A 22,682-nucleotide genomic window follows, 5' to 3' on the forward strand; every position below is an offset into this window, starting at 1 on the left:
GAAATAAGTGAATGAACTGAGAACACACACAATATGCGGGTGCGAACAACCATCCTCGGTTCTATCACCATCTATCGCTGCCATCGTGCCAAATACGAAACTATTCGATTGATTTAAAACATATAATTTCATTCAAAATGACGAGAACAAAAATATCCCGTCAACGAAGCCATATTTCCCATGCATAAAAAAGAGCCCCGCGATAAATCGCAGGGCTCTTCGGAATGAGGTCGGAGTCGGCCTGTAAGCCGGGTTCTGTACCGGGTTGCCCCGGGTAGCAATCATTCCTCTAGGCCAGCAATCGCTCGCTGGCTCAAGCAACCTACCCGCCCCCAACGCGGGCCGCGCCAATAGGGGCCTATTTGGTCTTGCTTCGGGTGGAGTTTACCGTGCCACGAACTGTTGCCAGTCGCGCGGTGCGCTCTTACCGCACCCTTTCACCCTTACCTGATCCCTTGCGGGCCATCGGCGGTCTGCTCTCTGTTGCACTGGTCGTAGGCTCACGCCCCCCAGGCGTTACCTGGCACCCTGCCCTGTGAAGCCCGGACTTTCCTCCCCTCCGCCCGTCTGTCCCGAGGGACACAACGACGAAGCAGCGATTGCCCAGCCAACTCCGAGGCGCGGATTATAGCCTTGCGATACGCACGGGGTAAACCGGCAATTCCCGTTTACAGCCATTTATCGCGCTTTGGCCCCCGTTTACAGGCTGACTGATTGTCGATACAAAGGATTGCACAGGTCAGAAAAAAGTCTACTGGCCTATTTCATCGGCTCAATAGTGCTCGAGACCGTATTTATAGAGGGCATTCTTCTTCACACCGTGGATCTCGGCGGTCAGGGCGGCCGCTTTTTTCAGTGGCAACTCGGTCACTAGCAACCCAAGGGTACGGATCGCCTCGGCTGGCAGATCCTCTTCCTCTTTGGAGGCGCCAGCCACGACCAGCACGATCTCGCCGCGGCAGCGGTTGTCATCCTCGCCAAGCCAGGTCAGCATTTCAGAGGCTGGCAGACCGTGGATCGACTCAAAGGTCTTGGTCAGCTCACGGCACACCACCACCTGACGCTCGCCAAGAATGCGAGCAATCGCTTCCACTGTATCCTGCACACGGCGCGGGGATTCGTAAAACACCAGCGAACGGGTGTCTTCAATAACGGCTTGCAGACGATCGTCACGCCCCTTGCTCTTGGCGGGCAGGAAGCCTTCAAAGGCAAAGCGATCGGTGGGCAGACCGGCCGCGCTCAGGGCGGTGATGGCGGCACAGGGGCCGGGCAGCGGCACCACCTTGACCCCAGCTTCACGACAGCGGGTGACCAAGTGATAACCGGGGTCGCTGATGAGCGGAGTGCCGGCATCGGAGACCAGCGCAACACTCTTGCCCTCTTTGATCCTGCCGATCAGCACATCGGCTTTCTGCTGCTCGTTGTGATCGTGCAGGGCGAAGGTCGGTACCGATATTTGGTAGTGGCTGAGCAGGATACCGGTATGACGGGTATCTTCGGCTGCCACCAGATCGACACTGCGTAAAATATCCAATGCACGCTGGGTGATGTCCGCCAGATTGCCGATCGGAGTGGGGACTATATACAGGGTTGGGATGTCACTCATGGGATCTCCGAGTGCCCCGACAATTGTGTCGCCATATTGGCCCGTTTACACTATGGGGAACTTCAACACTGGTCGGGGAATGAACTTGAACCGGGTTACAAAGCAGCTAAGTGTATCACGACTCTTCGGCATCATACTCGCGGCAGTACTGCTCGCCGCCTGTGCGTCGGAGCCCAATCAACCGTCAGGGCAGTCAGGCATGCCCTCTGCGTTTTCCAATCTGACCAAGAATGCCCAGTGGTATCTTGAGCAGGTGGATCCCGCCAAGCCGGCCGAGGCCTTTACCTGGCAGATGCTGGCGGCACGCAGCTATCTGGCGCTGGGCCAGGCCAAACCGGCCTCGGCACTGTTCCAGCAATTGCAGAAGCAGGCCAAGGATCCCGTTCAGAAGGCGCAGTTGCAACTGCTGCAAGCCCATCTGTTGCTGGCGCAAGGCCACGCCAATCAGGCGCTGATCCTGCTGGAAGGCAAACCCGAGGTGGCGCTGGATGCCGATACCCAGAAGGATTGGTATCGCCAGCGCGTGGTGCTGCAGCTCGACATCAATAACAAGTTTGGTGCCGCCAAGTCGTTGATTGCACTGGAGCCCTACCTCAATCAGAGCGAGCAGGCGACCAACCATCAGCAGATCTGGTCGTTGCTGAAAAGCATGACCCCCTCCACCCTGCAAGCGCTGGAAGAGGCTCCGGCCCCTGATGTGACCACCGGCTGGTTGCGACTGGCGGCACTGGTCAACGAGTTTGGCGCCCAGCCGAACTTGCTGGCCCGCCAGCTGGCAGGCTGGAAGCGCGACTTCCCCAACCATCCAGCCCAGAAGGATATGCCGGCAGGATTGGGCGATCTGGCGGCCACTGCCAGCACCTCGGTGCAACAGATCGCCGTGCTGCTGCCCCTCTCCGGCAATCTGGAGCCGCAGGGCGCCGCCATCCGTAACGGTATGCTGATGTCTTATAAGGAAAATCAGGGGCAATTCACCCTGAACTTCTACGACACCCAGAGCAAGTCAACCGGCGATCTTTATAAGCAGGCGATTCAGGAAGGGGCAGACATGATCATCGGCCCGCTGCTGAAAGATCGGGTCGAGGAGCTGCTCAAGGCCAATCCGACCGTGCCGGTACTGGCGCTCAACGAGCTGGACAAGCCGGTCGTCAACGACACCACCTACTACTTCTCCCTCTCTGCCGCCGCAGATGCCGCCCAGGCAGCCCAGTACCTTTACACCCAGGGCTACCGTAAACCGCTGCTGATCGCCGCCCAGGGTCGGATCGGTTACAGCAGTATCAAGGCTTTCGAGCAGAGCTGGGCCACCCTGAGCCAGGATAAGCCGGTGGTTGCCACCTTCGGTGCCCGCAACGAAGTACAGGGGATGGTCAAGAATGCCCTGAGCGGCCGCTCTACCGCCCGTGCTGGTGAAGTGGTGCAACTCTCTGATGCCGCACCGCGCAGCATCGATGCCGTTTATGTGGTGGCCAACAGCCTGGAAACGCGGATGATCAAGCCCTACGTGGATGTCTCGGTCAATCCGATGGGCAGCCTGCCCATCTACACCAGCTCCCGCGGCTACGACAGCGCAGCCACCGAGGTCGCCTCCGAGCTCAACGGCATGCATATCGCCGATATGCCGCTGCTGCTGGGCGGCTACGAGAAACAGCGCGAGCAGATCGCCCTGCTCTGGCCGCAGACCCAGGGTGACCTGCTGCGCCTGTTTGCCATGGGCTACGATGCCGTCAGTCTGGCTGAGAACCTGCAGCAGATGCGCAAGGTGGGCGGCATGCAGCAGGCCGGCATGAGCGGTCAGCTGAGCGTGGACGCCCAGGGCAATATCGTACGTATGCTGAGCTGGGGTACTTACCAGAACGGCAAACTGGTCGACGAGAACGCCGTTCAGCAACTGGAGGAGCCCTCCAATGAAGGAACTATGGAAACGGATGCGCCAGCAGTTGCCGAGCCTGTTCCCCTCACCAACGAGCAAGGGACAGCACTTTGAACAAGTCGCTGAACGCTGGTTGCAGGCCCGGGGCCTGCAACCGGTAGCTCGCAACTACCGCTGTCGTGGCGGTGAAATAGATCTCATCATGCACCAGGGCCAGACCCTGGTGTTTGTTGAGGTGCGCTACCGGGCCACCGGCAGCCATGGCGGGGCCGCCAGCTCGGTCACCCGCAGCAAACAGCACAAGATCATGCTGGCAGCGCGCCACTATTTGAAGCAACATGCCATCAACGAGGCCAATCAGGCCTGCCGATTCGATGTGATTGCGTTCGAGGGCGACCAGCCAGCCTGGATCCAGAACGCATTTTAAGAGGACCCTATGACTGACCGCATCAAAGAGAACTACACCGAAAGCATCCAGACCAAGATAGCCGCCGCCGAGGCGCTGCCGGATGCCATCCATACTGCAGCCCAGATGATCACCATCTGCCTGCTCAATGGCCACAAGGTGCTGGCATGCGGTAACGGTCCTTCTGCCGCACTCGCGCAACTGTTCATCTCCGAGCTGGTCAACTGCTACGAGACCCAGCGCCCCTCCCTGCCCGGCATGGCACTGACCCCGGACATGGCGACCATCAGCGCCATCGCCACCGATCACGGTTTTGAAGAGGTCTACGCCAAGCAGATCCGCGCGCTGGGCCAGCCTGGCGACATTCTGGTGGTCATCACCACCTCCGGCCACAGCCGCAGCCTGATCAAGGCCGCCGAGGCTGCCCTCTCCCGTGACATGACCATAGTGGTGCTGAGCGGGGGTGACGGTGGCGAAATGGCAGGTCTGCTCGGCCCGAACGATGTGGAGATCCGTGTTCCCTCCGCCCGTCGCCCTCGCATTCTGGAAGTGAATCTGTTGACCCTGCACTGCCTGTGTGATCTCATCGACCAGACACTTTTCCCGCAACAGGAAGATTGAAACCATGAAAAAGCACACTATCCTGCTCGGTCTGCTGGTTAGCACACTGCTGCTGCAAGGCTGCGCAGCCCTGGTTGTTGGCGGCGCAGCAGGGACTGCCAAGGCCTCTGGCGATCGCCGAACGCTGGGCGCGCAGTGGGATGACCAGACCATAGAGCTGAAAGCGGCCAATCTGCTGGCCGACAACAAACCCCTCAGTGCAGCCAGCAAGATCAGCGTCTACAGCAACAATGGCCGCGTTCTGCTGGTCGGCCAGACACCTTCTGACGTTTACAAGATTGAGGCAGGCAAAATTGTCAGTCGCATCGAAGGGGTGCGCCACGTCTACAACGAATTGCGCATCGGCCAACCTGCCAGTTTCACCACCCGCAGCAATGACTCCTGGATCACCTCCAAGGTGAAAGCCGACATGTTCGGCACCAAGAACTTCGACAGCACCAAGGTCAAGGTGGTCACCGAGAACGGCGAGGTGTTCCTGATTGGTCTGGTGACTCGCCAGGAGGGAGAGCAGGCAGTCAACATCGCCCGCCATGTCACCGGCGTGAAGCGCGTGATCAAGGCCTTCGAATTCGCCCAAAACTAGCCTCACGACTGACCCGCATACATAAACGCAGCCAACTGGCTGCGTTTTTTATTTAATGACTTTCAGGGTCGGACGGCCGCTGGGGCGCGGCGGCTCCGGCTCAGGCTCAGGCTCCACGGGCGCTTCAGCTTGCTCCAGCCAGATATCGTAACCGGGCTCCGGCGGGAACATGGTGCCCACGCCGTTCTCCCGTGCATGAATAGCCAACACTGCCGCCATCGGGATGTAAACCTGCTGGGAGACCCCGCCAAAGCGGGCACTGAAGCTGATAGCCTCGTTATCCATGTGAAATTGCATCACGGCTCGGGGCGCGATATTCAGTACAATTTGCCCGTCCTGAGCAAACTGCATCGGCACCATCACATGGGGAATGTTGACGTTGACCACCAGATGAGGGGTCAGATCGTTGTCCAGCAACCAGTCAAAGAACGCCCGTAACAAGTACGGGCGGCTCGGTGTCATTGTCGGTTCCATGCTCATACGCCAGCACGGATCTCGCGTTCGGCTTCGGTCAGGGAAGCCTGGAAGGACTCACGCTCGAACAGACGAACCATGTAGGCCTTCAGCTCTTTGGCGCCACGACCGGTCAGGTCGATGCCAAGGCTCGGCAGACGCCACAGCAGCGGTGCCATGTAGCAATCCACCAGACCGAACTCTTCGCTCATGAAATAGGGCATTTCACCGAAGATCGGCGCGATGGCCAGCAGGTTGTCACGCAGTTCGTTGCGTGCCGCTTCAGCATCGGTACCGGCCATGATCTTGTCGGCCAGGGAGTACCAGTCCAGCTCGATGCGGTGCATCATCAGACGGCTGTTACCGCGGGCAACCGGGTAAACAGGCATCAGGGGCGGATGCGGGAAGCGCTCGTCCAGATACTCCATGATGATGCGCGAGGTGTAGAGTGCCAGCTCACGATCAACCAGGGTCGGTACAGAGTTGTACGGGTTCAGCTCGGCCAGCTCATCCGGCAGATTGGCTGGATCAACCTGGCAGATATCCACGCTAACACCCTTCTCCGCCAGGACAATACGCACCTGATGGCTGAACATATCGTTGGCACCGGAAAACAGCGTCATTACCGAACGCTTATTGGCAGCTACAGCCATTGAACCCTCCCGTCATTAAAAAGCAGAAACGGCAATGAAGCATCTTGGTCTTCATTGCCGTGCATTATATTACCCGTATCTGGTCGCTTAGTGAACGTCGCGCCAGAATTCCTTCTTCAACAGCACAGTGAAGATGAAGAAGATCACGATGAAACCAAGCACCCAGAAGCCCATGCGTTCACGCTCCTGTTGTACCGGTTCAGCCGAGTAGACCAAGAAGTTTACCAGATCCAGTACCGTCTGATCATACTCTTCGTCATCCATTTCACCATTACCGTCAGATTTGATGCTGACAACCTGCTGGGTTTCCACTCCGTCGACCGTGTGAGTAGCGAACTCTGCACGGGGGGTTCCCTGCAACGGTTCCAACACATGAGGCATGCCCACAGACGGGAACACCACATTATTCACCCCAAACGGACGAGTCGGATCCACGTAAAAAGAACGCAGATAGGTGTAAATCCAGTCCGCACCACGTACCCGGGCAACCAGAGTCAGATCCGGAGGGGGAGCACCAAACCACTTGGCGGCATCCTTCTCGGACATGGCGATCTTCATCAGATCACCCACTTTGGCGCCAGTGAAGATGAGGTTCTCCTTCATCAGCTCCTCGGGGATCTCCAGATCGGCAGCAACCCGGTTGTAGCGTTGATACTGGGTAGAGTGGCAGCCTGCACAATAGTTCATGAAGGTGGCAGCTCCACGTTGCAGGGATGCCTTGTCGCTCAGATCATAATTGGCTTTGTCCAGATGCACGGCCCCAGCATTGGCAAACACCAGTGATGGCAGCAGGGTCAGCACTGCAAATATTATTTTTTTCATTTAAATGTAACCCTCTCCGGCAGCGGCTTGGTGCGTTCGTTTTTGCTGTAGAAGAACAACAGCACGAAGAAACCGAAATAACCCAAGGTACAAATCTGGGCAACCAGCGTCAGGGTCGGCGTCGACGGCAGTACACCCAGCACCCCCAGGATGATAAAGCAGACCACGAACTGGGCGATGTTAAGCTTGTGTAGCTTGCTGCGATAGCGAACAGAACGCACCTTGCAGCGATCCAGCCAAGGCAGCAGGAACAACACCACAATAGAGAGGCCCATCATGATGACGCCAAGCAGCTTGTCAGGTACCGCACGCAGAATCGCGTAGAAGGGGGTGAAGTACCACACAGGCGCGATGTGAGCAGGAGTCTTCAGGCCGTTGGCCACTTCAAAGTTCGGCTTCTCGAGGAAGTAACCCCACATATCCGGCTTGAAGAAAATGATGGCGCAGAAGAAGAACAGGAAGCCCGCCACACCGATCATGTCCTTGACGGTGAAATAAGGGTGGAACGCCACCGCATCCAGCGGCCAGCCGTTCTCGTCCTTGTGCTTCTTGATGTCGATACCGTCCGGGTTGTTGGAGCCCACTTCGTGCAGCGCCAGAATGTGCATGGCAACTAGCATCACCAGCACCAGCGGCAACGCGATGACGTGCAGCGCGAAGAAGCGGTTAAGGGTCGCACCGGAGATCACGTAGTCACCGCGGATCCACAGGGTCAGATCGTCACCGATGACCGGAATGGCGCCAAACAGCGAGATGATGACCTGGGCACCCCAGAATGACATCTGACCCCAGGGCAGTAAGTAGCCCATAAAGGCTTCCGCCATCAGCACCAGGAAGATCAGCATGCCGAAGATCCACAGCAGCTCACGAGGCTTCTGATAAGAGCCATAGATCATGCCGCGGAACATATGCATATAGACCACGATGAAGAATGCAGACGCACCGGTTGAGTGCATGTAACGCAGCAGCCAGCCGTACTCCACATCGCGCATGATGTACTCCACGGAGGCAAACGCACCTTCCGCAGAGGGGTTGTAGTTCATGGTCAACCAGATACCGGTGATGATCTGGTTAACCAGCACCAGCATGGCCAGCGAGCCGAAGAAGTACCAGAAGTTCAGGTTCTTCGGTGCCGGATACTTGGCCATGTGGTCGTTGTACATGGCCGTGAGCGGGAATCGATAATCGATCCAGCCCATCAGTTTACTCAACATGGTCAGGCCTCCTTGCCATCGGCACCGACCAGGATGGTGGTGTCATTAATGAATTGATAGGGCGGAATGACCAGGTTCAGCGGTGCAGGCACCCCCTGGAACACACGGCCGGCCATGTCGAACTTGGAGCCATGGCACGGGCAGAAGAAGCCGGACGTAACGCCCTGCACCTGCTCGCCAAAGCTGTCAGGCAGATAGGAAGGTGAACACCCCAAGTGGGTGCAAATACCGACCGCGACAAAAATTTCGGGCTTGATCGATCTGTACCCGTTATGGGCATAGTCAGGCTGCTGCGGCTCTTCAGATGAGGGATCCCGCAGCTTGTCATCATGCGCGGCCAAGGCATCCAGCGTCTGTTTGGTGCGTTTCACCACCCAGACAGGCTTGCCTCGCCACTCGACACGGATGAGCTGACCCGGTTCCAACTTGCTGATATCGACTTCAACCGGCGCACCGGCTGCTTTGGCCTTGGCGCTCGGATTCCATGACTTTATAAACGGCACTGCGGTAAACGCAGCTCCTACCCCACCAACGGCAACCGTTGACCAGGTAAGAAATCTGCGGCGACCGGTATCAACTGGCGCATTGCTCTATCCAAAAACTCTCCCATGTGGACTCCGCACATTCTTATAGTGTCCCTGTTCCCCATTTTTCCCGTGACAACAGCGGCGGAAGCTGGATTTACAATTGCCACAGAAAACAGGGGAAATTTTAAAGAAAAGATAACAACTTGACAAGAAAGAGCGGTGAGCAATGAAAACAATAAAGAAACAATTTTTTGTCTTTTGTGACGCGTGGTTAGCATTGATGTCGGTAATATTACCAATAAAAAAAGCCTGGCAACCGCCAGGCTTTTTTGACACTCGAAAGAGTGAGTACCAAAAGCGAATTAACGCTTGGAGTACTGCGGACGCTTACGAGCTTTGTGCAGACCAACTTTCTTACGCTCAACCTTACGGGCATCACGAGTAACAAAGCCAGCTTTACGCAGTTCGGAACGCAGGGTTTCGTCGTACTGCATCAGAGCACGAGTGATACCGTGGCGGATCGCACCAGCTTGACCGGAGATGCCACCACCGTTAACGGTGATGTACAGGTCCAGTTTCTCGGTCATCTCAACCAGTTCCAGCGGCTGACGAACTACCATGCGGGCAGTCGGACGGCCGAAGTACTGCTCCAGGGAGCGCTGGTTGATTACGATCTTGCCGCTACCCGCTTTGATAAATACGCGAGCAGTGGAGCTTTTGCGACGGCCGGTACCGTAGTATTGATTTTCTGCCATGTTGCCAGTTCCCGATTAGATATCCAGTACTTGAGGTTGCTGAGCAGCATGAGCATGCTCGGCGCCTGCGTAAACTTTCAGTTTACGGAACATGGCACGGCCCAGAGGACCTTTCGGCAGCATGCCTTTGACGGCTGCTTCGATTACCATTTCCGGTTTACGCTGAATCAGCTTGTCGAAGCTGATTGACTTGATACCACCCGGGAAACCGGAGTGAGCGTGGTACATTTTGTCGGTAAATTTCTTACCGGTTACGTGTACCTTCTCAGCGTTTACAACGATGATGTAATCACCGGTGTCAACGTGCGGAGTGTACTCAGCTTTGTGCTTACCACGCAGACGAGCAGCGATCTCGGTTGCGATACGACCCAGAGTTTTACCTTCTGCGTCCACAATGTACCAGTCACGTTTTACGGTTTCTGGCTTGGCAACGAAAGTTTTCATTAAGTTAAACCCAATTACCTGTTACAGACCCAATTGCTTATGGGGGCTCTCCCACAAACAACAAACGATGGCCTACCTGTACCCCTTCGAATACAAGTAAAGCTTAAAGTGTTGCTGTCTTATCGACAGCTGTAACGTGGGCCGGGCGATTATAAGTGAAGTTGCCTTAAATATCACCTGCTAATTTCACTGCCATGAAACCAGCAAATGTCGCCCGGCCCTACCTGCCGCAGATGCCCATCCGACTGGCAGGCGCGGTATTGTGACTAAGGAAGGTGCACTCTGGCAAGGTATTCGTGCGATTGCATTTCCTGAAGCCGCGAAAGACAGCGTTTGAATTCGAAATTCAGCAGCCCTTCGCCGTAGAGTTCTGTCATGGGAACCGCCGCTGACATGATGAGCTTGACGTGCCGTTCGTAGAACTCATCGACCATGGCAATGAAGCGGCGAGCCGCGTCATCCGTGCCTGTGCCCATTGGTTGCACATTGGCCAGCAGAATGGTATGGAACAGCCTGGCCAGCTCGATATAGTCGTTCTGGGAGCGGGGAGTACAGCAAAGTTGCTCAAATTCCATATAGAGCACCCCTTCCCCCATTCCGAGCAACGTCAGCTGACGATGATTGACCTCGAACGTCCCCTCGCAAGCCGTGTGCCCACCGGTTAATTGCTGAAAATAGTGGTCAAGATTGGCTTTTGCCTGCAAGTCCAGCGGGCAGTGATAAATCTCGGCTTGTTCCAGCGTACGCAGGCGATAGTCGATACCGCCATCCACGTTAAGTACCTCGCAATGACGCTCGATAAGCTCGATAGCTGGCAGAAAACGGGCTCGCTGCAGCCCGTTGCGATAAAGATCCTGCGGCGGAATATTTGAAGTGGCAACCAGCACGACACCGTGACCAAACAGCTCCTGGAACAGCGTACCCAGCAACATGGCGTCGGTGATGTCGGAGACAAAAAATTCGTCGAAACAGATGATGTCTATTTCACTGGCAAGCTTGCTGGCCACCAGCTTGAGGGGATCGGACTGCCCGCTCAACCCCTGCAGTTCATCGTGAATGCGGTGCATGAAGCGGTGGAAATGGCTGCGCATCTTGCGCGTCCCCGGCAGGCTGTCGAAAAAAGTATCCATCAGCCAGGTCTTGCCTCGGCCCACTCCGCCCCACATATAGATACCGAGGACGGGCTCCGGCGGCTTGGGCTTTTGCAGCCAACCCAGCAGCCCTCGAGATCTGGTCGGAGTCGGGCGCCGTAGCAAATCCTGATACAGTCGCTCCAGCCTGCTAATGGCCATCCCCTGCGCGGGGTCGGCCACAAAGCCGGGGCGCAGCAGATCCTGCTGGTATTTTTGCTGCGGTGTCATCCTTGAGCGCCTCTCCAAGTCCCTGAATCGAGGACAAAATGGTATCACGGCCTCAGGACGCACGGTATAGTGCCATCAAGGCATGGCGGTTATGACGACCGCATAAACCCACTCTGTTTTAGCTGTAACAAGGAGCATCTATGAGTCTGTTAACTGGGATCCTGCTGGCTGTCGCGGCCTTGATTATCGGTATCGTTCTCGGCCGTTTTTCGGTACGTAGCCGCGATGCTGGCCGTCTCGAACAGGAACTGAAGAAGGCCCACAAGGAGCTCGAGAGTTATCAGGGCCAGATCAACACCCACTTCGCCGACAGCGCCGCCCTGATGGAGCAACTGGCCGAGCAGTATCAGACCCTCTATCGCCACATGGCCGAGCAGAGCAAATTCCTGGCCAAGGCGCAGGAACCGCTGTTCCGCGAGTCATTGGTAGAAGAAGCCCCTGCCAATGTGGCAGAAGAGCCGGGCGTTCCGCCTCGCGACTATGCTGGCGCCTCTTCCGGACTGCTCAAGCAACCAAACTAGTTCCTCGCGGAACTAATTGGCCAGTCCCGTGGTCTGACCTTGACGATTGCAATGCAACTTTTTCTGGGAGCTGTTTTTCATATGCGTAAACCTCTTTCCATGCTCAGTGTGCTAGCCCTCAGTGTCGGTATCGCCATGTCTGCGGCCCCTGCTCAGGCTGCACTGCCTTCCCTGTTAGGTTCAAATCAGGAGATGCCAAGCCTGGCGCCTGTTCTCGAACAGGTCACCCCGGCGGTGGTCAATATCTCGGTTTCTGGCAAAAAAATTACCCGTCAGCGTCTGCCGGAACAGTTCAAGTTCTTCTTCGGCCCCAACATGCCCGATGAACAGGTGAGCGAGCAGCCGTTCCAGGCGCTCGGCTCCGGTGTTATCGTCGATGCCAAGAAGGGTTACGTGATCACCAACGCCCACGTGGTGCACGAGGCGGACGAGATCAAGGTCAACCTGAAGGATGGTCGTGAGTATGCGGCCAAGAAGATCGGTGAAGACAAGCAGTCCGACATCGCCCTGCTGCAAATCAAGGCCGAGGATCTGGTGCAGATCAAGTTCGCCGACTCCGATGAGCTGCGGGTAGGTGACTATGCGCTGGCCATCGGCAACCCGTTTGGTCTGGGCCAAACCGTCACCTCCGGTATCGTCAGTGCGCTGGGTCGCAGCGGCCTCAACATCGAGAATCTGGAGAACTTCATCCAGACCGATGCGGCCATCAACTCCGGTAACTCCGGCGGCGCTCTGCTCAACCTGCGTGGCGAGCTGATCGGTATCAACACCGCGATTCTGGGCCCGAACGGCGGCAACATCGGCATCGGCTTTGCTATCCCCTCCAACATGGTGCGGGATCTGACCGAGCAGATCGTCAAGTACGGTGAAGTGCGTCGCGGCCAGCTGGGCATTACCGGCACCGAGCTCACCTCCGACATCGCCAAAACCTTCGGTTACAACAAGAAGGATGGCGCCTTCGTCAATCAGGTCATGCCTGATTCGGCGGCCGACAAGGCGGGCATCAAGGCTGGCGATATCATTGTCAGCATCGATGGCAAACCGGTTCGCTCCTTCGGCGAGCTGCGTGCCAAGATCGCCACCATGGGCGCTGGCAAGCAGGTCGAGCTGGGGCTGATCCGCGATGGCAAGCCGCAAACTGCCAAAGTGACCCTGAAGCAGGCCGATGACAGCGAAGTACGCGCCAGCGCGCTGCATCCGGCACTGGAAGGGGCCAAGCTGAGCACCACTACCGACCCGGTCTCCGGTGTTGCGGTGGCCGACATTGATCCTCGCTCTCCGGCAGCTGCTTCCGGCCTGCAGAAGGGTGACATCATCATCGGGGTCAACCGCCTGCGCATCAACACCCTGGGCGAGCTGACCAAGGCGCTCAAGAACAAGCCTGACGTGCTGGCACTCAACATCCAGCGCGGCGACTCCTCGCTCTATCTGGTGATCCGCTAACGCTCAAGTTGTTCGCCAACCCCTCTATCACCCGCGGCCTTCACCGCGGGTGATTTTTATCCATCGATAGTGTTATTCTCTGCGCGCAGCCTGTACGGATGAGAATGACATGAAAATCCCCCCTTTAGTCAGTTACTTGGGCAAGTCTGTCGGTTTTGGATTGACCGTCGCAGCGCTGCTGTTGCTGCTGTTTCCCCATTTTCGCGGTGGTGCCCAACTGCCCGGCATCATCACCAATGCCCGTGAACTGAGTTTCTCCTATGCCGCCCATCGGGCAGGCCCTGCCGTCGTCAACATCTATACCCGCAGCTTTGCCCCCAATCAGGGCAATCAGGGGGAACTGCGCCCACAAGGGCTGGGTTCTGGCGTCATCATGAATCAGCGCGGCTATGTACTGACCAACTACCACGTCATCGCCGATGCCGACCAGATCATCGTCGCGTTGCAGGATGGTCGGGTCTTCAGTGCCGAGCTGGTCGGAACCGATCAGCTCACCGACCTCGCCGTGCTCTATATCGAGTCAGACAACCTGCCGGTGATCCCGCAGGATCCCGAGCGACTGCCAGAAGTGGGAGATGTGGTGCTCGCCATCGGCAACCCCTACAACGTCGGCCAGACCATCACCCAGGGCATTATCAGCGCGACCGGCCGTACCGGCCTATCCAGCATGGGGCCCGACAGCAATGGCCGTCAGGATCTGCTGCAGACCGATGCCGCCATCAACGAGGGCAACTCGGGCGGGGCGCTGGTCAACGGCCGTGGCGATCTGGTGGGGATCAACACCGCCACCTATCACCTCAACGGCAATCAGGAGAGCTACGGCATCAGCTTCGCCATCCCCTACCGGCTGGCAAAACGGATCATGGATGAGCTGATCGCCAACGGCCGGGTGATCCGCGGCTACCTCGGGATCTCCAGCGTCGAGATCAACCCCATAGTCGCGCGGATGATGAACCTCGGCGACCTGCGTGGCTTGGTGGTGGAGAGTCTGGATCCCAACGGCCCGGCGGCCAAAGGCGGCCTGCAGCGAGGGGATGTGCTGCTCAAGATCAACGGAGAGGCCATCAGTGGCGTACGCAGCGCCATGGACAAGATTGTCGAGAGCCGCCCCGGCACCAAGCTGACCATCTCGGTATTCCGCTCCGGCAAGCCGCTGGAAGTGGTGGTCACTATAGAGGAAGACCTGCGCTATCAGCAGAGAACGGCCAGCTCGAGCGCAGCATCGGCCAGCTAGCGTCACTTCTTTTAATGAGAAGGGCGGGAAACCGCCCTTTTCCATATCTGCCCTCTCGGTAACGTCTCTTACCGTGAGATGACTCACAGTTTCCCGCAACGCTTCCCCTGCCCCCGCCCCCCCCGATTTGTGCGCTACCGATCACACAAAACCAGCTTCAATAAGCACTCTTTTTACCTTTTCAGTATCCAAACGATCACTTCGGGGCCATTTCCTCAGGAATTTCCGCTTCGAATCGGAAAAACACTGCCTCCTCCACATCGACGCGCAGGCTTAGGGTAACGCCATACCTTCTGCCAGCCTTGGAGAGCAGACATTGCAAACAGAGACTCACGACCAGACCCTGACCCCGAACAGCCCGGAGTTGCTGCGCCAGACCGATCATATCCTCGCGCGCATTTATCCCCTGCTGGCCGAACAGGGCATCATCCCCAACGAGGTGCAACGGCAGATGCTGGCTTCCCATGTCAAAGCCATGGTGTGGCGCTCCCACAGTGGCGAGCCCCTGCCGGAGGTTGACCTCAGCCTGTTTGAAGAGATCTCCCCCCTCTCACTGCGTCTCGCCGAACAGGTCGTCAGCTGGCTGGATCAGCTTGCTTATGAGGAGGCGCACCTCTTGTCCGTCCATTTTGAAGTCGCCAAAGAAAACGAACTCAGCTCGGTGCAGAACCCGTAACTCAAGGAGAAATCGATATGACAGCCATCAAACTCGTTATTGGAGACCGTCTCGGCAAGGGTCAGAAAGTGGGCGCAGGCGCGGAAGCTGCCGGGGCCAACGTGACCATCATCCCAGGCATGGCCGCTGACATGAAGCTCGGCGATGTGATGAACAAGGAACAGGCGGATCTCGGCATCTCCTTCTGCGGCAGCGGCGGCGCCGGGGCGATCACCGCCCAGACCAAATACGGCTACAAGTGCCGCTACGGCATGCGCTCTGTTGAAGAGGGCGTCACCGCCATCAACGAAGGGTGCGTGGTGCTGGGCTTCGGTTTCATGGACAAGGAAGAGCTGGGCCAGAAGCTGGTCGAAGCCTTCGCCAAGAAGCACGGACGCGCCTGATGAAAGAGAACTTCACCACCCAGGTCATCGTCAACGGCAAGGGGACGACACGCCAGCAGGCGTTTGCCTCCGCCCTCAGCCAGGTGCAACCCACACTGCTCAAGGACAACCAGCAGGTACTGCTGCGCATTGAGCCGGTCGATGTACAGGTGCTCAAAGCCGAGGAGTCGGTCCGGGTGGAGAAGTTCCTGTTCTTCTTCCTGCCGCGCCAGCGCCGCGAATACCGCGTCCAGCTGGAGATCAAGGTTCAGGTCACCAGTCTGGATGTCGCCAAGGTGACATTCACCCAGGTGTGATGCCTGCGCAGGCACAACCCCACAAGAAGGATACGTTGGATGTTTCTAATCATTTTTATCAAGTCACTCATCATTGGCGGCCTGGTTGGCGTCGGGGTGGGGGCCGGCGCGGCGCGGATGTTCCACGCCCCGACCGTACAGGGCATGGGTGCCTTCCGCACCCTGGGCGAACTTAACTCCTGCGAGGGGGATCCCGCTTCTCACTTCTCGTTTGGTCTGGGCTTTTTCTTTAACGCCTGGGCCTCCACCGTGGCGGCCGGCGCCTTCACCCAGGATGTGGATCACCGCATCATCCCGCACTGGGCCACGGCGGCACTGCTGTTCAAAAATCGGGATCTCGCCACCACTCTGCACGACCCGAAAAAGATGGCCATCGCCGGCGGCATCATAGGTGCCATCGTGGTTGCCTTCCTCAACAGCACGGCAGCTGCCGTCCCGGCCGCCCTGCAGGTCACTGCTGTCAAGGTGCTGGTACCGGCCGCCAACCTGCTGGTCAATACCGTCATGCCGGTGATCTTCTGGCTCGCAGCCATCGAGGCGGGCAAGAAATCCGGTTTCTGGGCAACCATCTTCGGCGGTCTGGCCCAGCTCATCATGGGCAACGCGGTACCGGGTCTGGTGCTCGGTATCCTGATCGGCAAGGGCGTGGAAGAGAGCGGCTGGAACCACGTCACCAAGGTGATGATGGCGGCCATCGTCCTGCTGTTCGTGCTGAGCGGCTTCTTCCGCGGCTTCGACATGAAACTGATTGAATCCTTCCATATGGGTGTCCCCCTGTGGCTGGAAAGTGTCCATAACCTGCTGAGCGGCAAATAAGGGGTCACACCATGGATGAGAAACTGAAAAACAACTTCTGGTATGCCGACTGGTCATTTCCCATCTTCGTCGGCCTGCTCTCGGCCGGGGTCTTTGCCGGTACCCACATGTTCTATCTGTACGGGGTTGGTGCCTTCAACGAGGTAGCCTTCGTCGCCATGCTGAAAGCCGGAATGGACACGGGTGCCTACGGCGCGGTAGCCGCGTTCGGTGCCAGCTTCCTGTTCGCCCGCATCATCGAGGGATCCCTGGTGGGGATCCTGGATATCGGCGGTGCCATCCAGACCGGGGTCGGTCTCGGAGTGCCAGCCCTGCTGCTGGGGGCCGGCATCGTCTATCCGGTGGAGAACTTCGGCGCCTCGCTGGCAACCGGCATGGGGATTGGTCTGGCCATCGGCTACGTCATCATTCTGGCGCGCAAGTTCACCATCAACCAGAGCAACTCCACCTACGGTGCTGACGTGATGATGGGCGCAGGCAACAGCTCTGGCCGCTTCCTCGGCCCCCTCATCATCCTCTCCGCCATGGGGGCCTCCATCCCCATCGGTATCGGTTCCCTGCTGGGTGCGCTGCTGTTCTACGTGTGGGGCAAACCCATCACCGGCGGTGCCATCCTGGGAGCCATGCTGCTGGGTACCTTCTTCCCGGTCGCCCTTGTGTAAGTACCAGCCGCCCTGCGGGGCGGCTCGCCAGAGGTTATCAGCATGTACGACATGATCATCAGAGCCGGGCGCCAGGGAGATGGCCAGCTCGTCGATATTGCCATCAAGGAGGGCAAAATCGCCGCCATCGGCTCCCTGCCGGAGATGGCAACGGCGCGGCAGATCCTGGATCTCGGCGGCCGGGTACATGTGAGCGCTGGCTGGATCGATGGCCACACCCACTGCTACCCCGCCTCCCCCATCTATCACGATGAGCCGGACAAGGTGGGCGTAGAGTCCGGCGTCACCACCGTCATCGACGCCGGCAGCACCGGGGCCGACGATGTGGATCACTTCCAGCAGATCGCTGCGGGCTGCAAGACCCGGGTGCATGCCCTGCTCAATCTCTCCCGTATCGGCCTGCTGCGCCAGAACGAACTGGCTGATAGACGGGATCTCGATATGGATCTCGCCTCGGCAGCCATTCGCCGCCACCCCGACTTTATTGTCGGCATCAAGGCGCGGATGAGCGGCAGCGTGGTCGGAGAAAACGGTCTGCAACCGCTGCGCATGGCCAAGGCGCTGCAACAGACCCACGGCCAGCTACCGCTGATGGTGCACGTGGGTAACACACCGCCGGATCTGGACGAGATCGTCGCCCTGCTGGGGGATGGCGATCTGCTGACCCACTGCTTCAACGGCAAACCGAACCGCATCCTGACTCCGGCTGGCGAGCTGCGGGTCGCGGTGCGCGAGGCGATGAGACGGGGCCTGTTGCTCGACATCGGCCACGGCGGCGCCAGCTTCAGCTTCGAGGTGGCGGAGCTGGCTATCCGACAGGGGATCCTGCCTCGCACCATCAGCTCCGACATCTACTGCAAGAACCGCATCAACGGGCCGGTCTACAGTCTGGCTCACGTGATGTCGAAGTTTCTCGCCATCGGCATGACGCTGGAGCAGGTGCTCGCCTGCGTCACCCATCAAGCGGCCGATGCCCTACGCCTTTCCGGCAAGGGGCGGCTCGAGGTGGGCGCCGATGCCGATCTGACCCTGTTCGAGGTCGCCAGCGGCCCGACCCTGTTTATGGATACCGAAGCCCAGTCCCGCAGCGGTGACCAACAACTGCAGCCTCTCGCCGCCCTGGTCGGTGGCGAACTGGTTCTGACTCACTATGGGAAATCACACCATGCTTTCTGTTTATGAGAAATATCAGCTCAAACCGGTGATCAACGCCTCAGGGCGCATGACCATTCTCGGCGTCTCCACCCCCGAGCAGGAGGTGGTCGATGCAGTCAATTTTGGCCTGGGCCACTACTTCGAGGTCAAGGATCTGGTCAACAAGACCGGCGCCTATCTGGCTGGTTTACTGGATGTGGAAGATGCTGTGGTGGTCTCCTGTGCCAGCGCCGGCATCGCCCAGTCAGTCGCCGCCATGATAGTGCGTGGCGACCCCTACCGGCTGGAGCAACTGCATGGCCACCCCCATGACGTGCCGAGCGAAATCGTGCTGCCCAAGGGGCACAACGTCAACTTTGGCGCCCCCGTCGGCACCATGGTCAATCTGGGTGGCGGCAAGGTGGTGGAAGCGGGTTATGCCAACGAGTGCTCCACCGCCCAACTGGCCGCCGCCATCAATACCAATACTGCGGCCATCCTCTACATCAAGTCCCACCACTGCGTGCAGAAGAGCATTCTGTCGGTGGCCGAGGCCGCCGAGGTGGCCAAGGCTCATCAGTTGCCGCTGATCGTTGATGCGGCCGCCGAAGAGGATCTGCGGCTCTATTACAACCAGGGGGCGGATCTGGTCATCTACAGCGGCGCCAAGGCCATTGAAGGGCCCACCAGCGGGCTGGTGCTCGGCAAGCGTCAGTACGTGGAGTGGGTCAAACAGCAGGCCAATGGCATCGGTCGCGCCATGAAGGTGGGCAAGGAGGGGATCCTCGGCCTGACCCACGCCATCGAGCGCTATCTGGCCAAAGAGAAAGAGAGCGGCGCCGCCATGGTCGCCAAGATGGGCCCCTTCATCGAGCGCCTAAACCAGCTGCCCGGCGTCACCGCCAAGGTGGTATGGGACAGCGCAGGGCGCGACATCGCCCGCACCGATATCGCCTTCGACCACCAGCAGCTCGGCATGACCACAGTGCAGGTCGTCACCCGTCTGCAACAGGGCACGCCTGCCATCTACTGCCGCGGCTACAAGGCCAACGAGGGGCATATCGAGATCGATGTACGCAGCGTCTCCGTGCCCCAGCTCGACCAAATCCACTCCGCCATTGCCAACCTCGTTCAGGAGAATCGCTGATGTCCCTTACCCCCAACTACTACCGTGATCGGGTCTGTCTCAACGTGCTGGCTGGAGCCAAGGAGAATGCCGTCGAGGTGTACGACGCAGCCGAAGGCCACGTGCTGGTCGGTGTGCTTTCCAAGAACTACCCGGATATTCCCTCCGCAGTTGCCGATATGAAGGAGTACGCCAAGCTTATCGACAACGCCCTCTCCATCGGGCTGGGCGCCGGCGATCCGCGCCAATCCGCCATGGTGGCCGAACTGGCCTGCCAGCTGCAGCCCCAGCACGTCAACCAGGTGTTCACTGGTGTCGGCGCCAGCCGGGCGCTGCTCGGCCAGTCACAAACGTTGGTGAATGGGCTGATCTCCCCTACCGGCATGCCGGGCATGGTGAAGATCTCCACCGGTCCACTCAGCGCCGGGCAGCCGGATGGCATAGTGCCCATCGATACCGCCATCGCCCTGCTCAAGGACATGGGCGGCAGCTCGGTCAAGTTCTTCCCCATGGGTGGGCTGGCCTGCCGCGACGAGTATCAGGCAGTGGCCGAGGCTTGTGCCCACCACGGCTTCTGGCTGGAGCCCACCGGCGGCATCGATCTGGAGAACTTCGAGGAGATAGTGCGGATTGCGCTGGATGCCGGAGTCGAGAAGGTGATCCCGCACGTCTACAGCTCCATCATCGACAGCGCGAGCGGGCACACTCGCCCCGAGGATGTCCGGACTCTGCTGGCCATAGTGAAACGACTGTTGGCCTGATGGCAGTCACGGGCGCCGGTTCAATCACTGACCGGTGCCTGGCTTGTTGATGACCCACTTGTTAACATCGACCCTTTATCTCGCAACAGGAGTCTTGCATACCCCCTATGATCAAGCTGCCACACCCCAGGCTCCATCAACTGCTGATCCAGCTCCATGCCGAACCACTGCCGCAGGAGGAGCTGGCTCGCCGCCTCAATGTCTCCACCCGCACGGTGCGCACCGATGTGGCGACCCTCAACGAACTGATTGCCACGCACGGCGCTCACCTGATCCACCAACGTGGCAGCGGCTACCAGCTGAAAATCTACAATCAGGGACTGTTCGACGCTCTGCTGGCGGCCCAGGGTCAGGATAGCGGCCTGCCACGCACCAGCCGGGAGCGGGTGCTGCACCTGCAGATCCTGCTATTGACAGCAGAGCAGGGGATCAAGCTCGATGAGCTGGCTGATACCTGGTATCTGAGCCGGGCGGCACTGCAGGGGGATATGGCGGAAGTCCGTGAGCAACTCAGCCACTTCAGGCTCAGCGTTGAGAGCAAACCCCGCCTGGGGATGCGCATTCAGGGGGAGGAGACGGCGATCCGGGCCTGTCTGACCCAGCTGCTCTATCAGGAGTTGCTGCACAACAACCAGTTGCAAACCCTGTTGCCCAACCTCTGCCCCAGCAAAACGATGGAGGTAGTGGGTAATCATATCCATGCCCAGCTTGCCCGACATCAGCTGCGTCTCGCTGACGAGAGCTTGCAGCAGCTCTCCATCTACTGCGCCGTTGCCCTGCTGCGTCAGGCATCCGGTCACGAGTTGCGCCACTTCGCCAGCGAAGATCTGACTCTGCCGCTGCTGGCAGTATCTCGCGATATTTATGCGGTATTGCCAACCCTGACGCCCCCCGTAGAGGACGAGATCTCCGGGCTCGCCATCCAGATCCAGGCGCGCCTGATTGCCGATACTCCCCAGCTCAGCCCTGCAATGGCCGCCGAGAGCGAACAGCTGGTGGAGCATCTGCTGACCTACATTCATCAACACTACCCTTACGACCTGCAAGGCGACCAACAGCTGCGGGCCGACCTGCAAACCCATATCAGCACCATGCTGCTACGGGTCAAATACCAGATAGGCAACCACAACCCGCTGGCCGATCACATCAAGCAGTACTACCCCCTCGCCTACGACATTACGCTGGCGGCCATTTCGGAGTGGATCAAGCAGACCCCCTACCGATTGACCCACCACGAGATCGGCTATCTGGTGATCCATATCGGGGTCGGGCTGGAGCGCCATTACGATATCGGCTATACCCGCCGCCCGCAGGCGCTATTGCTTTGCGATGCGGGCAACGCCACCTTCCGGGTGCTGGAAGCACGTATCAAGCGGGAGTATCCCCAGTTGCAGCTGACCACACTTGAATCGGTGCGGGATTACGAAGGTCTGGCGCAGATCGCGCAGGACTTTGTCATCAGTACCGTCAAGGTGAACGAAAAAAACGCCCCCGTGGTACTCGTTGCCCCCTTCCCGACCCAATACCAGCTGGAGCAGCTTGGCAAGCTGGTGCTGATCGACCGCACCCGACCCTACATGCTCGACAAATATTTCGATGCCGACCACTTCATGGTGGTCAAAGAACCCCTTACCCAGGCCGAACTGTTTGCCCGTATCTGTGATCAGCTGGAGGCGGAAGATCTGGTGGAGAGCGGCTTCAGAGCCTCACTGCAGGAGCGGGAGCGGATCGTCTCCACCATGCTGGGAGAAGGGATCGCCCTGCCCCACTCTCTCGGTCTGCTGGCGCGCCGCACTCTGGTGTACACCGTACTGGCACCGCAGGGGATCGACTGGGGCAACGGGGAAATCGCGACGCTCATCTTCGTGCTGGCCATCAGCAAAGCCGATTACGAGGAGGCGATGGGTCTCTACGACCTGTTTCTGGCACTGATGAACGAAAAAGCCAGCAGGAATCTGCTGGCTTGTCGCGATTTTGCCAGCTTCAAAGCGCTGGCGCGTACCGGTTCATAACATAAAACAAGGAGTGACTACTCCTCGTTGAAGCCGGAAGTGAACAGCTCCACCACGGCGGCCAGGGCCTCGACCTCTTCGGGGCCCTCAACCTGTACTTCCACCTGCCGCCCTTGCGCGGAATCCAGCATCAGCAGGCCGATGATACTGTCAGCATCGGCCTCCACACCATCTTCATTGCGCAGCAGCACATGAGCATCGAAACCCTGCACCAGCTCGAACAGCATCATGGCTGGTCTGGCATGAATACCCAGCTTGTTTTTCACTTCAACCGAGGCGGAAACAGTCATCGGGTTGTCC

Annotated in this window: 25 protein-coding genes, 1 other RNA gene and 1 pseudogene; 16 read left to right on the forward strand and 11 right to left on the reverse strand. The window is 58.6% G+C overall.

Annotated elements, in window-relative coordinates; translation table 11 throughout:
• Positions 1 to 228: 228 nt before the first annotated feature.
• Together rnpB and rsmI are read right to left on the reverse strand one after the other, a co-directional pair.
• An RNA gene (gene rnpB / locus ACTG2J_RS19175) (RNase P RNA component class A) lies at positions 229 to 615 on the reverse strand.
• Positions 616 to 772: 157 nt separating this feature from the next.
• Positions 773 to 1,606: a 16S rRNA (cytidine(1402)-2'-O)-methyltransferase gene (rsmI, locus tag ACTG2J_RS19180; RefSeq protein WP_047438714.1), complete on the reverse strand. Its 834-nt coding sequence runs from the start codon at positions 1,604 to 1,606 to the stop codon at positions 773 to 775.
• Between the two features lie 199 nt (positions 1,607 to 1,805).
• On the opposite strand from rsmI, the gene ACTG2J_RS19185 reads away from it, so the two are divergent.
• From ACTG2J_RS19185 to dolP, 4 genes are read left to right on the forward strand one after another with little or no spacing between them, the layout of a single operon-like run.
• Positions 1,806 to 3,593 carry a penicillin-binding protein activator gene (locus ACTG2J_RS19185; RefSeq protein WP_236382346.1) on the forward strand — a complete coding sequence of 596 codons (1,788 nt, stop codon included), beginning with the start codon at positions 1,806 to 1,808 and terminating at the stop codon, positions 3,591 to 3,593.
• Positions 3,535 to 3,906 carry a YraN family protein gene (locus ACTG2J_RS19190; protein WP_005355127.1) on the forward strand — a complete coding sequence of 124 codons (372 nt, stop codon included), beginning with the start codon at positions 3,535 to 3,537 and terminating at the stop codon, positions 3,904 to 3,906. The genes ACTG2J_RS19185 and ACTG2J_RS19190 overlap by 59 nt, the downstream gene beginning before the upstream one ends.
• A gap of 9 nt (positions 3,907 to 3,915) precedes the next feature.
• Positions 3,916 to 4,506, forward strand: a complete 591-nt coding sequence (locus ACTG2J_RS19195) for a D-sedoheptulose-7-phosphate isomerase (protein WP_005336275.1) — start codon at positions 3,916 to 3,918, stop codon at positions 4,504 to 4,506.
• 4 nt (positions 4,507 to 4,510) lie between these two features.
• Positions 4,511 to 5,089, forward strand: a complete 579-nt coding sequence (gene dolP, locus ACTG2J_RS19200; protein WP_005336277.1) for a division/outer membrane stress-associated lipid-binding lipoprotein — start codon at positions 4,511 to 4,513, stop codon at positions 5,087 to 5,089.
• A gap of 48 nt (positions 5,090 to 5,137) precedes the next feature.
• Here the strand turns inward: dolP and ACTG2J_RS19205 are convergent, their stop codons facing one another.
• From ACTG2J_RS19205 to zapE, 8 genes and pseudogenes are all read right to left on the reverse strand, one after another.
• Positions 5,138 to 5,569 carry a ClpXP protease specificity-enhancing factor gene (locus tag ACTG2J_RS19205; protein ID WP_162628448.1) on the reverse strand — a complete coding sequence of 144 codons (432 nt, stop codon included), beginning with the start codon at positions 5,567 to 5,569 and terminating at the stop codon, positions 5,138 to 5,140.
• Entirely contained in the window at positions 5,566 to 6,195 is a 630-nt protein-coding gene (gene sspA / locus ACTG2J_RS19210; protein ID WP_005336279.1) for a stringent starvation protein SspA, read from the reverse strand. Before sspA ends, ACTG2J_RS19205 begins: the two co-directional genes overlap by 4 nt.
• Positions 6,196 to 6,282: 87 nt before the next feature.
• Positions 6,283 to 7,017: a cytochrome c1 gene (locus ACTG2J_RS19215; RefSeq protein ID WP_113740260.1), complete on the reverse strand. Its 735-nt coding sequence runs from the start codon at positions 7,015 to 7,017 to the stop codon at positions 6,283 to 6,285.
• Entirely contained in the window at positions 7,014 to 8,231 is a 1,218-nt protein-coding gene (locus ACTG2J_RS19220) for a cytochrome b (RefSeq protein WP_040068842.1), read from the reverse strand. The genes ACTG2J_RS19215 and ACTG2J_RS19220 overlap by 4 nt, the downstream gene beginning before the upstream one ends.
• Before the next feature lie 2 nt (positions 8,232 to 8,233).
• A pseudogene (petA, locus tag ACTG2J_RS19225) lies at positions 8,234 to 8,821 on the reverse strand (ubiquinol-cytochrome c reductase iron-sulfur subunit); the annotation flags it as partial.
• A gap of 299 nt (positions 8,822 to 9,120) precedes the next feature.
• Entirely contained in the window at positions 9,121 to 9,513 is a 393-nt protein-coding gene (gene rpsI / locus ACTG2J_RS19230) for a 30S ribosomal protein S9 (RefSeq protein ID WP_005336286.1), read from the reverse strand.
• A gap of 15 nt (positions 9,514 to 9,528) precedes the next feature.
• Positions 9,529 to 9,957, reverse strand: a complete 429-nt coding sequence (gene rplM, locus ACTG2J_RS19235; protein ID WP_005336289.1) for a 50S ribosomal protein L13 — start codon at positions 9,955 to 9,957, stop codon at positions 9,529 to 9,531.
• A gap of 266 nt (positions 9,958 to 10,223) precedes the next feature.
• Positions 10,224 to 11,318 carry a cell division protein ZapE gene (zapE, locus tag ACTG2J_RS19240; protein ID WP_113740258.1) on the reverse strand — a complete coding sequence of 365 codons (1,095 nt, stop codon included), beginning with the start codon at positions 11,316 to 11,318 and terminating at the stop codon, positions 10,224 to 10,226.
• A gap of 140 nt (positions 11,319 to 11,458) precedes the next feature.
• Here zapE and ACTG2J_RS19245 point away from each other — a divergent pair, with 140 nt between their 5' ends.
• The 12 genes from ACTG2J_RS19245 (at position 11,459) to ACTG2J_RS19300 (ending at position 22,382) form a co-directional block, all read left to right on the forward strand.
• Positions 11,459 to 11,839: a YhcB family protein gene (locus tag ACTG2J_RS19245; RefSeq protein ID WP_005356646.1), complete on the forward strand. Its 381-nt coding sequence runs from the start codon at positions 11,459 to 11,461 to the stop codon at positions 11,837 to 11,839.
• A gap of 81 nt (positions 11,840 to 11,920) precedes the next feature.
• Positions 11,921 to 13,282: a Do family serine endopeptidase gene (locus ACTG2J_RS19250; protein ID WP_113740257.1), complete on the forward strand. Its 1,362-nt coding sequence runs from the start codon at positions 11,921 to 11,923 to the stop codon at positions 13,280 to 13,282.
• Positions 13,283 to 13,391: 109 nt separating this feature from the next.
• Entirely contained in the window at positions 13,392 to 14,516 is a 1,125-nt protein-coding gene (gene degS / locus ACTG2J_RS19255; protein WP_005336297.1) for an outer membrane-stress sensor serine endopeptidase DegS, read from the forward strand.
• Positions 14,517 to 14,832: 316 nt separating this feature from the next.
• On the forward strand, positions 14,833 to 15,192 hold the full coding sequence (locus ACTG2J_RS19260) for a transcriptional regulator (protein ID WP_005355140.1): 360 nt from the start codon (positions 14,833 to 14,835) through the stop codon (positions 15,190 to 15,192).
• 17 nt (positions 15,193 to 15,209) lie between these two features.
• On the forward strand, positions 15,210 to 15,575 hold the full coding sequence (locus ACTG2J_RS19265) for an SFCGS family glycine-rich protein (RefSeq protein WP_005355141.1): 366 nt from the start codon (positions 15,210 to 15,212) through the stop codon (positions 15,573 to 15,575).
• Complete coding sequence (locus ACTG2J_RS19270) at positions 15,575 to 15,871, forward strand: DUF4312 family protein (RefSeq protein ID WP_019444839.1); 297 nt, start codon at positions 15,575 to 15,577, stop codon at positions 15,869 to 15,871. The genes ACTG2J_RS19265 and ACTG2J_RS19270 overlap by 1 nt, the downstream gene beginning before the upstream one ends.
• 39 nt (positions 15,872 to 15,910) lie before the next feature.
• Positions 15,911 to 16,687, forward strand: a complete 777-nt coding sequence (locus ACTG2J_RS19275) for a DUF4311 domain-containing protein (RefSeq protein WP_005355143.1) — start codon at positions 15,911 to 15,913, stop codon at positions 16,685 to 16,687.
• 11 nt (positions 16,688 to 16,698) lie between these two features.
• Entirely contained in the window at positions 16,699 to 17,349 is a 651-nt protein-coding gene (locus tag ACTG2J_RS19280) for a DUF4310 family protein (protein WP_005355144.1), read from the forward strand.
• 42 nt (positions 17,350 to 17,391) lie between these two features.
• Positions 17,392 to 18,531: an amidohydrolase/deacetylase family metallohydrolase gene (locus ACTG2J_RS19285; protein WP_201990601.1), complete on the forward strand. Its 1,140-nt coding sequence runs from the start codon at positions 17,392 to 17,394 to the stop codon at positions 18,529 to 18,531.
• Positions 18,515 to 19,630 (forward strand): DgaE family pyridoxal phosphate-dependent ammonia lyase, encoded by a 1,116-nt coding sequence (locus ACTG2J_RS19290; RefSeq protein WP_113740254.1) that lies wholly within the window; start codon positions 18,515 to 18,517, stop codon positions 19,628 to 19,630. Before ACTG2J_RS19285 ends, ACTG2J_RS19290 begins: the two co-directional genes overlap by 17 nt.
• Complete coding sequence (gene dagF, locus ACTG2J_RS19295; protein ID WP_113740253.1) at positions 19,630 to 20,370, forward strand: 2-dehydro-3-deoxy-phosphogluconate aldolase; 741 nt, start codon at positions 19,630 to 19,632, stop codon at positions 20,368 to 20,370. Before ACTG2J_RS19290 ends, dagF begins: the two co-directional genes overlap by 1 nt.
• Before the next feature lie 107 nt (positions 20,371 to 20,477).
• Entirely contained in the window at positions 20,478 to 22,382 is a 1,905-nt protein-coding gene (locus tag ACTG2J_RS19300; RefSeq protein WP_113740252.1) for a BglG family transcription antiterminator, read from the forward strand.
• Between the two features lie 17 nt (positions 22,383 to 22,399).
• On the opposite strand, the gene npr is transcribed toward ACTG2J_RS19300, so the two are convergent.
• A complete protein-coding gene (gene npr / locus ACTG2J_RS19305; protein ID WP_005336318.1) occupies positions 22,400 to 22,672 on the reverse strand; it encodes a PTS phosphocarrier protein NPr in 273 nt (90 codons plus the stop codon).
• Positions 22,673 to 22,682 lie beyond the last annotated feature (10 nt).

Origin of the sequence: Aeromonas sp. 6P (assembly GCF_051919525.1) — a bacterium.
GTDB lineage: Bacteria > Pseudomonadota > Gammaproteobacteria > Enterobacterales > Aeromonadaceae > Aeromonas > Aeromonas veronii.

Bases quoted from the DNA above. Each gene is read 5' to 3' on its own strand.
- npr (WP_005336318.1), bottom strand. From the start codon at position 22,672: ATGACTGTTTCCGCCTCGGTTGAAGTGAAAAACAAGCTGGGTATTCAT.
- ACTG2J_RS19280 (WP_005355144.1), top strand. From the start codon at position 16,699: ATGGATGAGAAACTGAAAAACAACTTCTGGTATGCCGACTGGTCATTT.
- ACTG2J_RS19250 (WP_113740257.1), top strand. From the start codon at position 11,921: ATGCGTAAACCTCTTTCCATGCTCAGTGTGCTAGCCCTCAGTGTCGGT.
- ACTG2J_RS19290 (WP_113740254.1), top strand. From the start codon at position 18,515: ATGCTTTCTGTTTATGAGAAATATCAGCTCAAACCGGTGATCAACGCC.
- ACTG2J_RS19285 (WP_201990601.1), top strand. From the start codon at position 17,392: ATGTACGACATGATCATCAGAGCCGGGCGCCAGGGAGATGGCCAGCTC.
- ACTG2J_RS19215 (WP_113740260.1), bottom strand. From the start codon at position 7,017: ATGAAAAAAATAATATTTGCAGTGCTGACCCTGCTGCCATCACTGGTG.
- rsmI (WP_047438714.1), bottom strand. From the start codon at position 1,606: ATGAGTGACATCCCAACCCTGTATATAGTCCCCACTCCGATCGGCAAT.
- rplM (WP_005336289.1), bottom strand. From the start codon at position 9,957: ATGAAAACTTTCGTTGCCAAGCCAGAAACCGTAAAACGTGACTGGTAC.
- ACTG2J_RS19300 (WP_113740252.1), top strand. From the start codon at position 20,478: ATGATCAAGCTGCCACACCCCAGGCTCCATCAACTGCTGATCCAGCTC.
- ACTG2J_RS19185 (WP_236382346.1), top strand. From the start codon at position 1,806: ATGCCCTCTGCGTTTTCCAATCTGACCAAGAATGCCCAGTGGTATCTT.
- ACTG2J_RS19275 (WP_005355143.1), top strand. From the start codon at position 15,911: ATGTTTCTAATCATTTTTATCAAGTCACTCATCATTGGCGGCCTGGTT.
- ACTG2J_RS19195 (WP_005336275.1), top strand. From the start codon at position 3,916: ATGACTGACCGCATCAAAGAGAACTACACCGAAAGCATCCAGACCAAG.
- sspA (WP_005336279.1), bottom strand. From the start codon at position 6,195: ATGGCTGTAGCTGCCAATAAGCGTTCGGTAATGACGCTGTTTTCCGGT.
- dagF (WP_113740253.1), top strand. From the start codon at position 19,630: ATGTCCCTTACCCCCAACTACTACCGTGATCGGGTCTGTCTCAACGTG.
- dolP (WP_005336277.1), top strand. From the start codon at position 4,511: ATGAAAAAGCACACTATCCTGCTCGGTCTGCTGGTTAGCACACTGCTG.
- ACTG2J_RS19205 (WP_162628448.1), bottom strand. From the start codon at position 5,569: ATGAGCATGGAACCGACAATGACACCGAGCCGCCCGTACTTGTTACGG.
- zapE (WP_113740258.1), bottom strand. From the start codon at position 11,318: ATGACACCGCAGCAAAAATACCAGCAGGATCTGCTGCGCCCCGGCTTT.
- ACTG2J_RS19270 (WP_019444839.1), top strand. From the start codon at position 15,575: ATGAAAGAGAACTTCACCACCCAGGTCATCGTCAACGGCAAGGGGACG.
- ACTG2J_RS19265 (WP_005355141.1), top strand. From the start codon at position 15,210: ATGACAGCCATCAAACTCGTTATTGGAGACCGTCTCGGCAAGGGTCAG.
- ACTG2J_RS19220 (WP_040068842.1), bottom strand. From the start codon at position 8,231: ATGTTGAGTAAACTGATGGGCTGGATCGATTATCGATTCCCGCTCACG.
- ACTG2J_RS19245 (WP_005356646.1), top strand. From the start codon at position 11,459: ATGAGTCTGTTAACTGGGATCCTGCTGGCTGTCGCGGCCTTGATTATC.
- degS (WP_005336297.1), top strand. From the start codon at position 13,392: ATGAAAATCCCCCCTTTAGTCAGTTACTTGGGCAAGTCTGTCGGTTTT.
- ACTG2J_RS19190 (WP_005355127.1), top strand. From the start codon at position 3,535: ATGCGCCAGCAGTTGCCGAGCCTGTTCCCCTCACCAACGAGCAAGGGA.
- rpsI (WP_005336286.1), bottom strand. From the start codon at position 9,513: ATGGCAGAAAATCAATACTACGGTACCGGCCGTCGCAAAAGCTCCACT.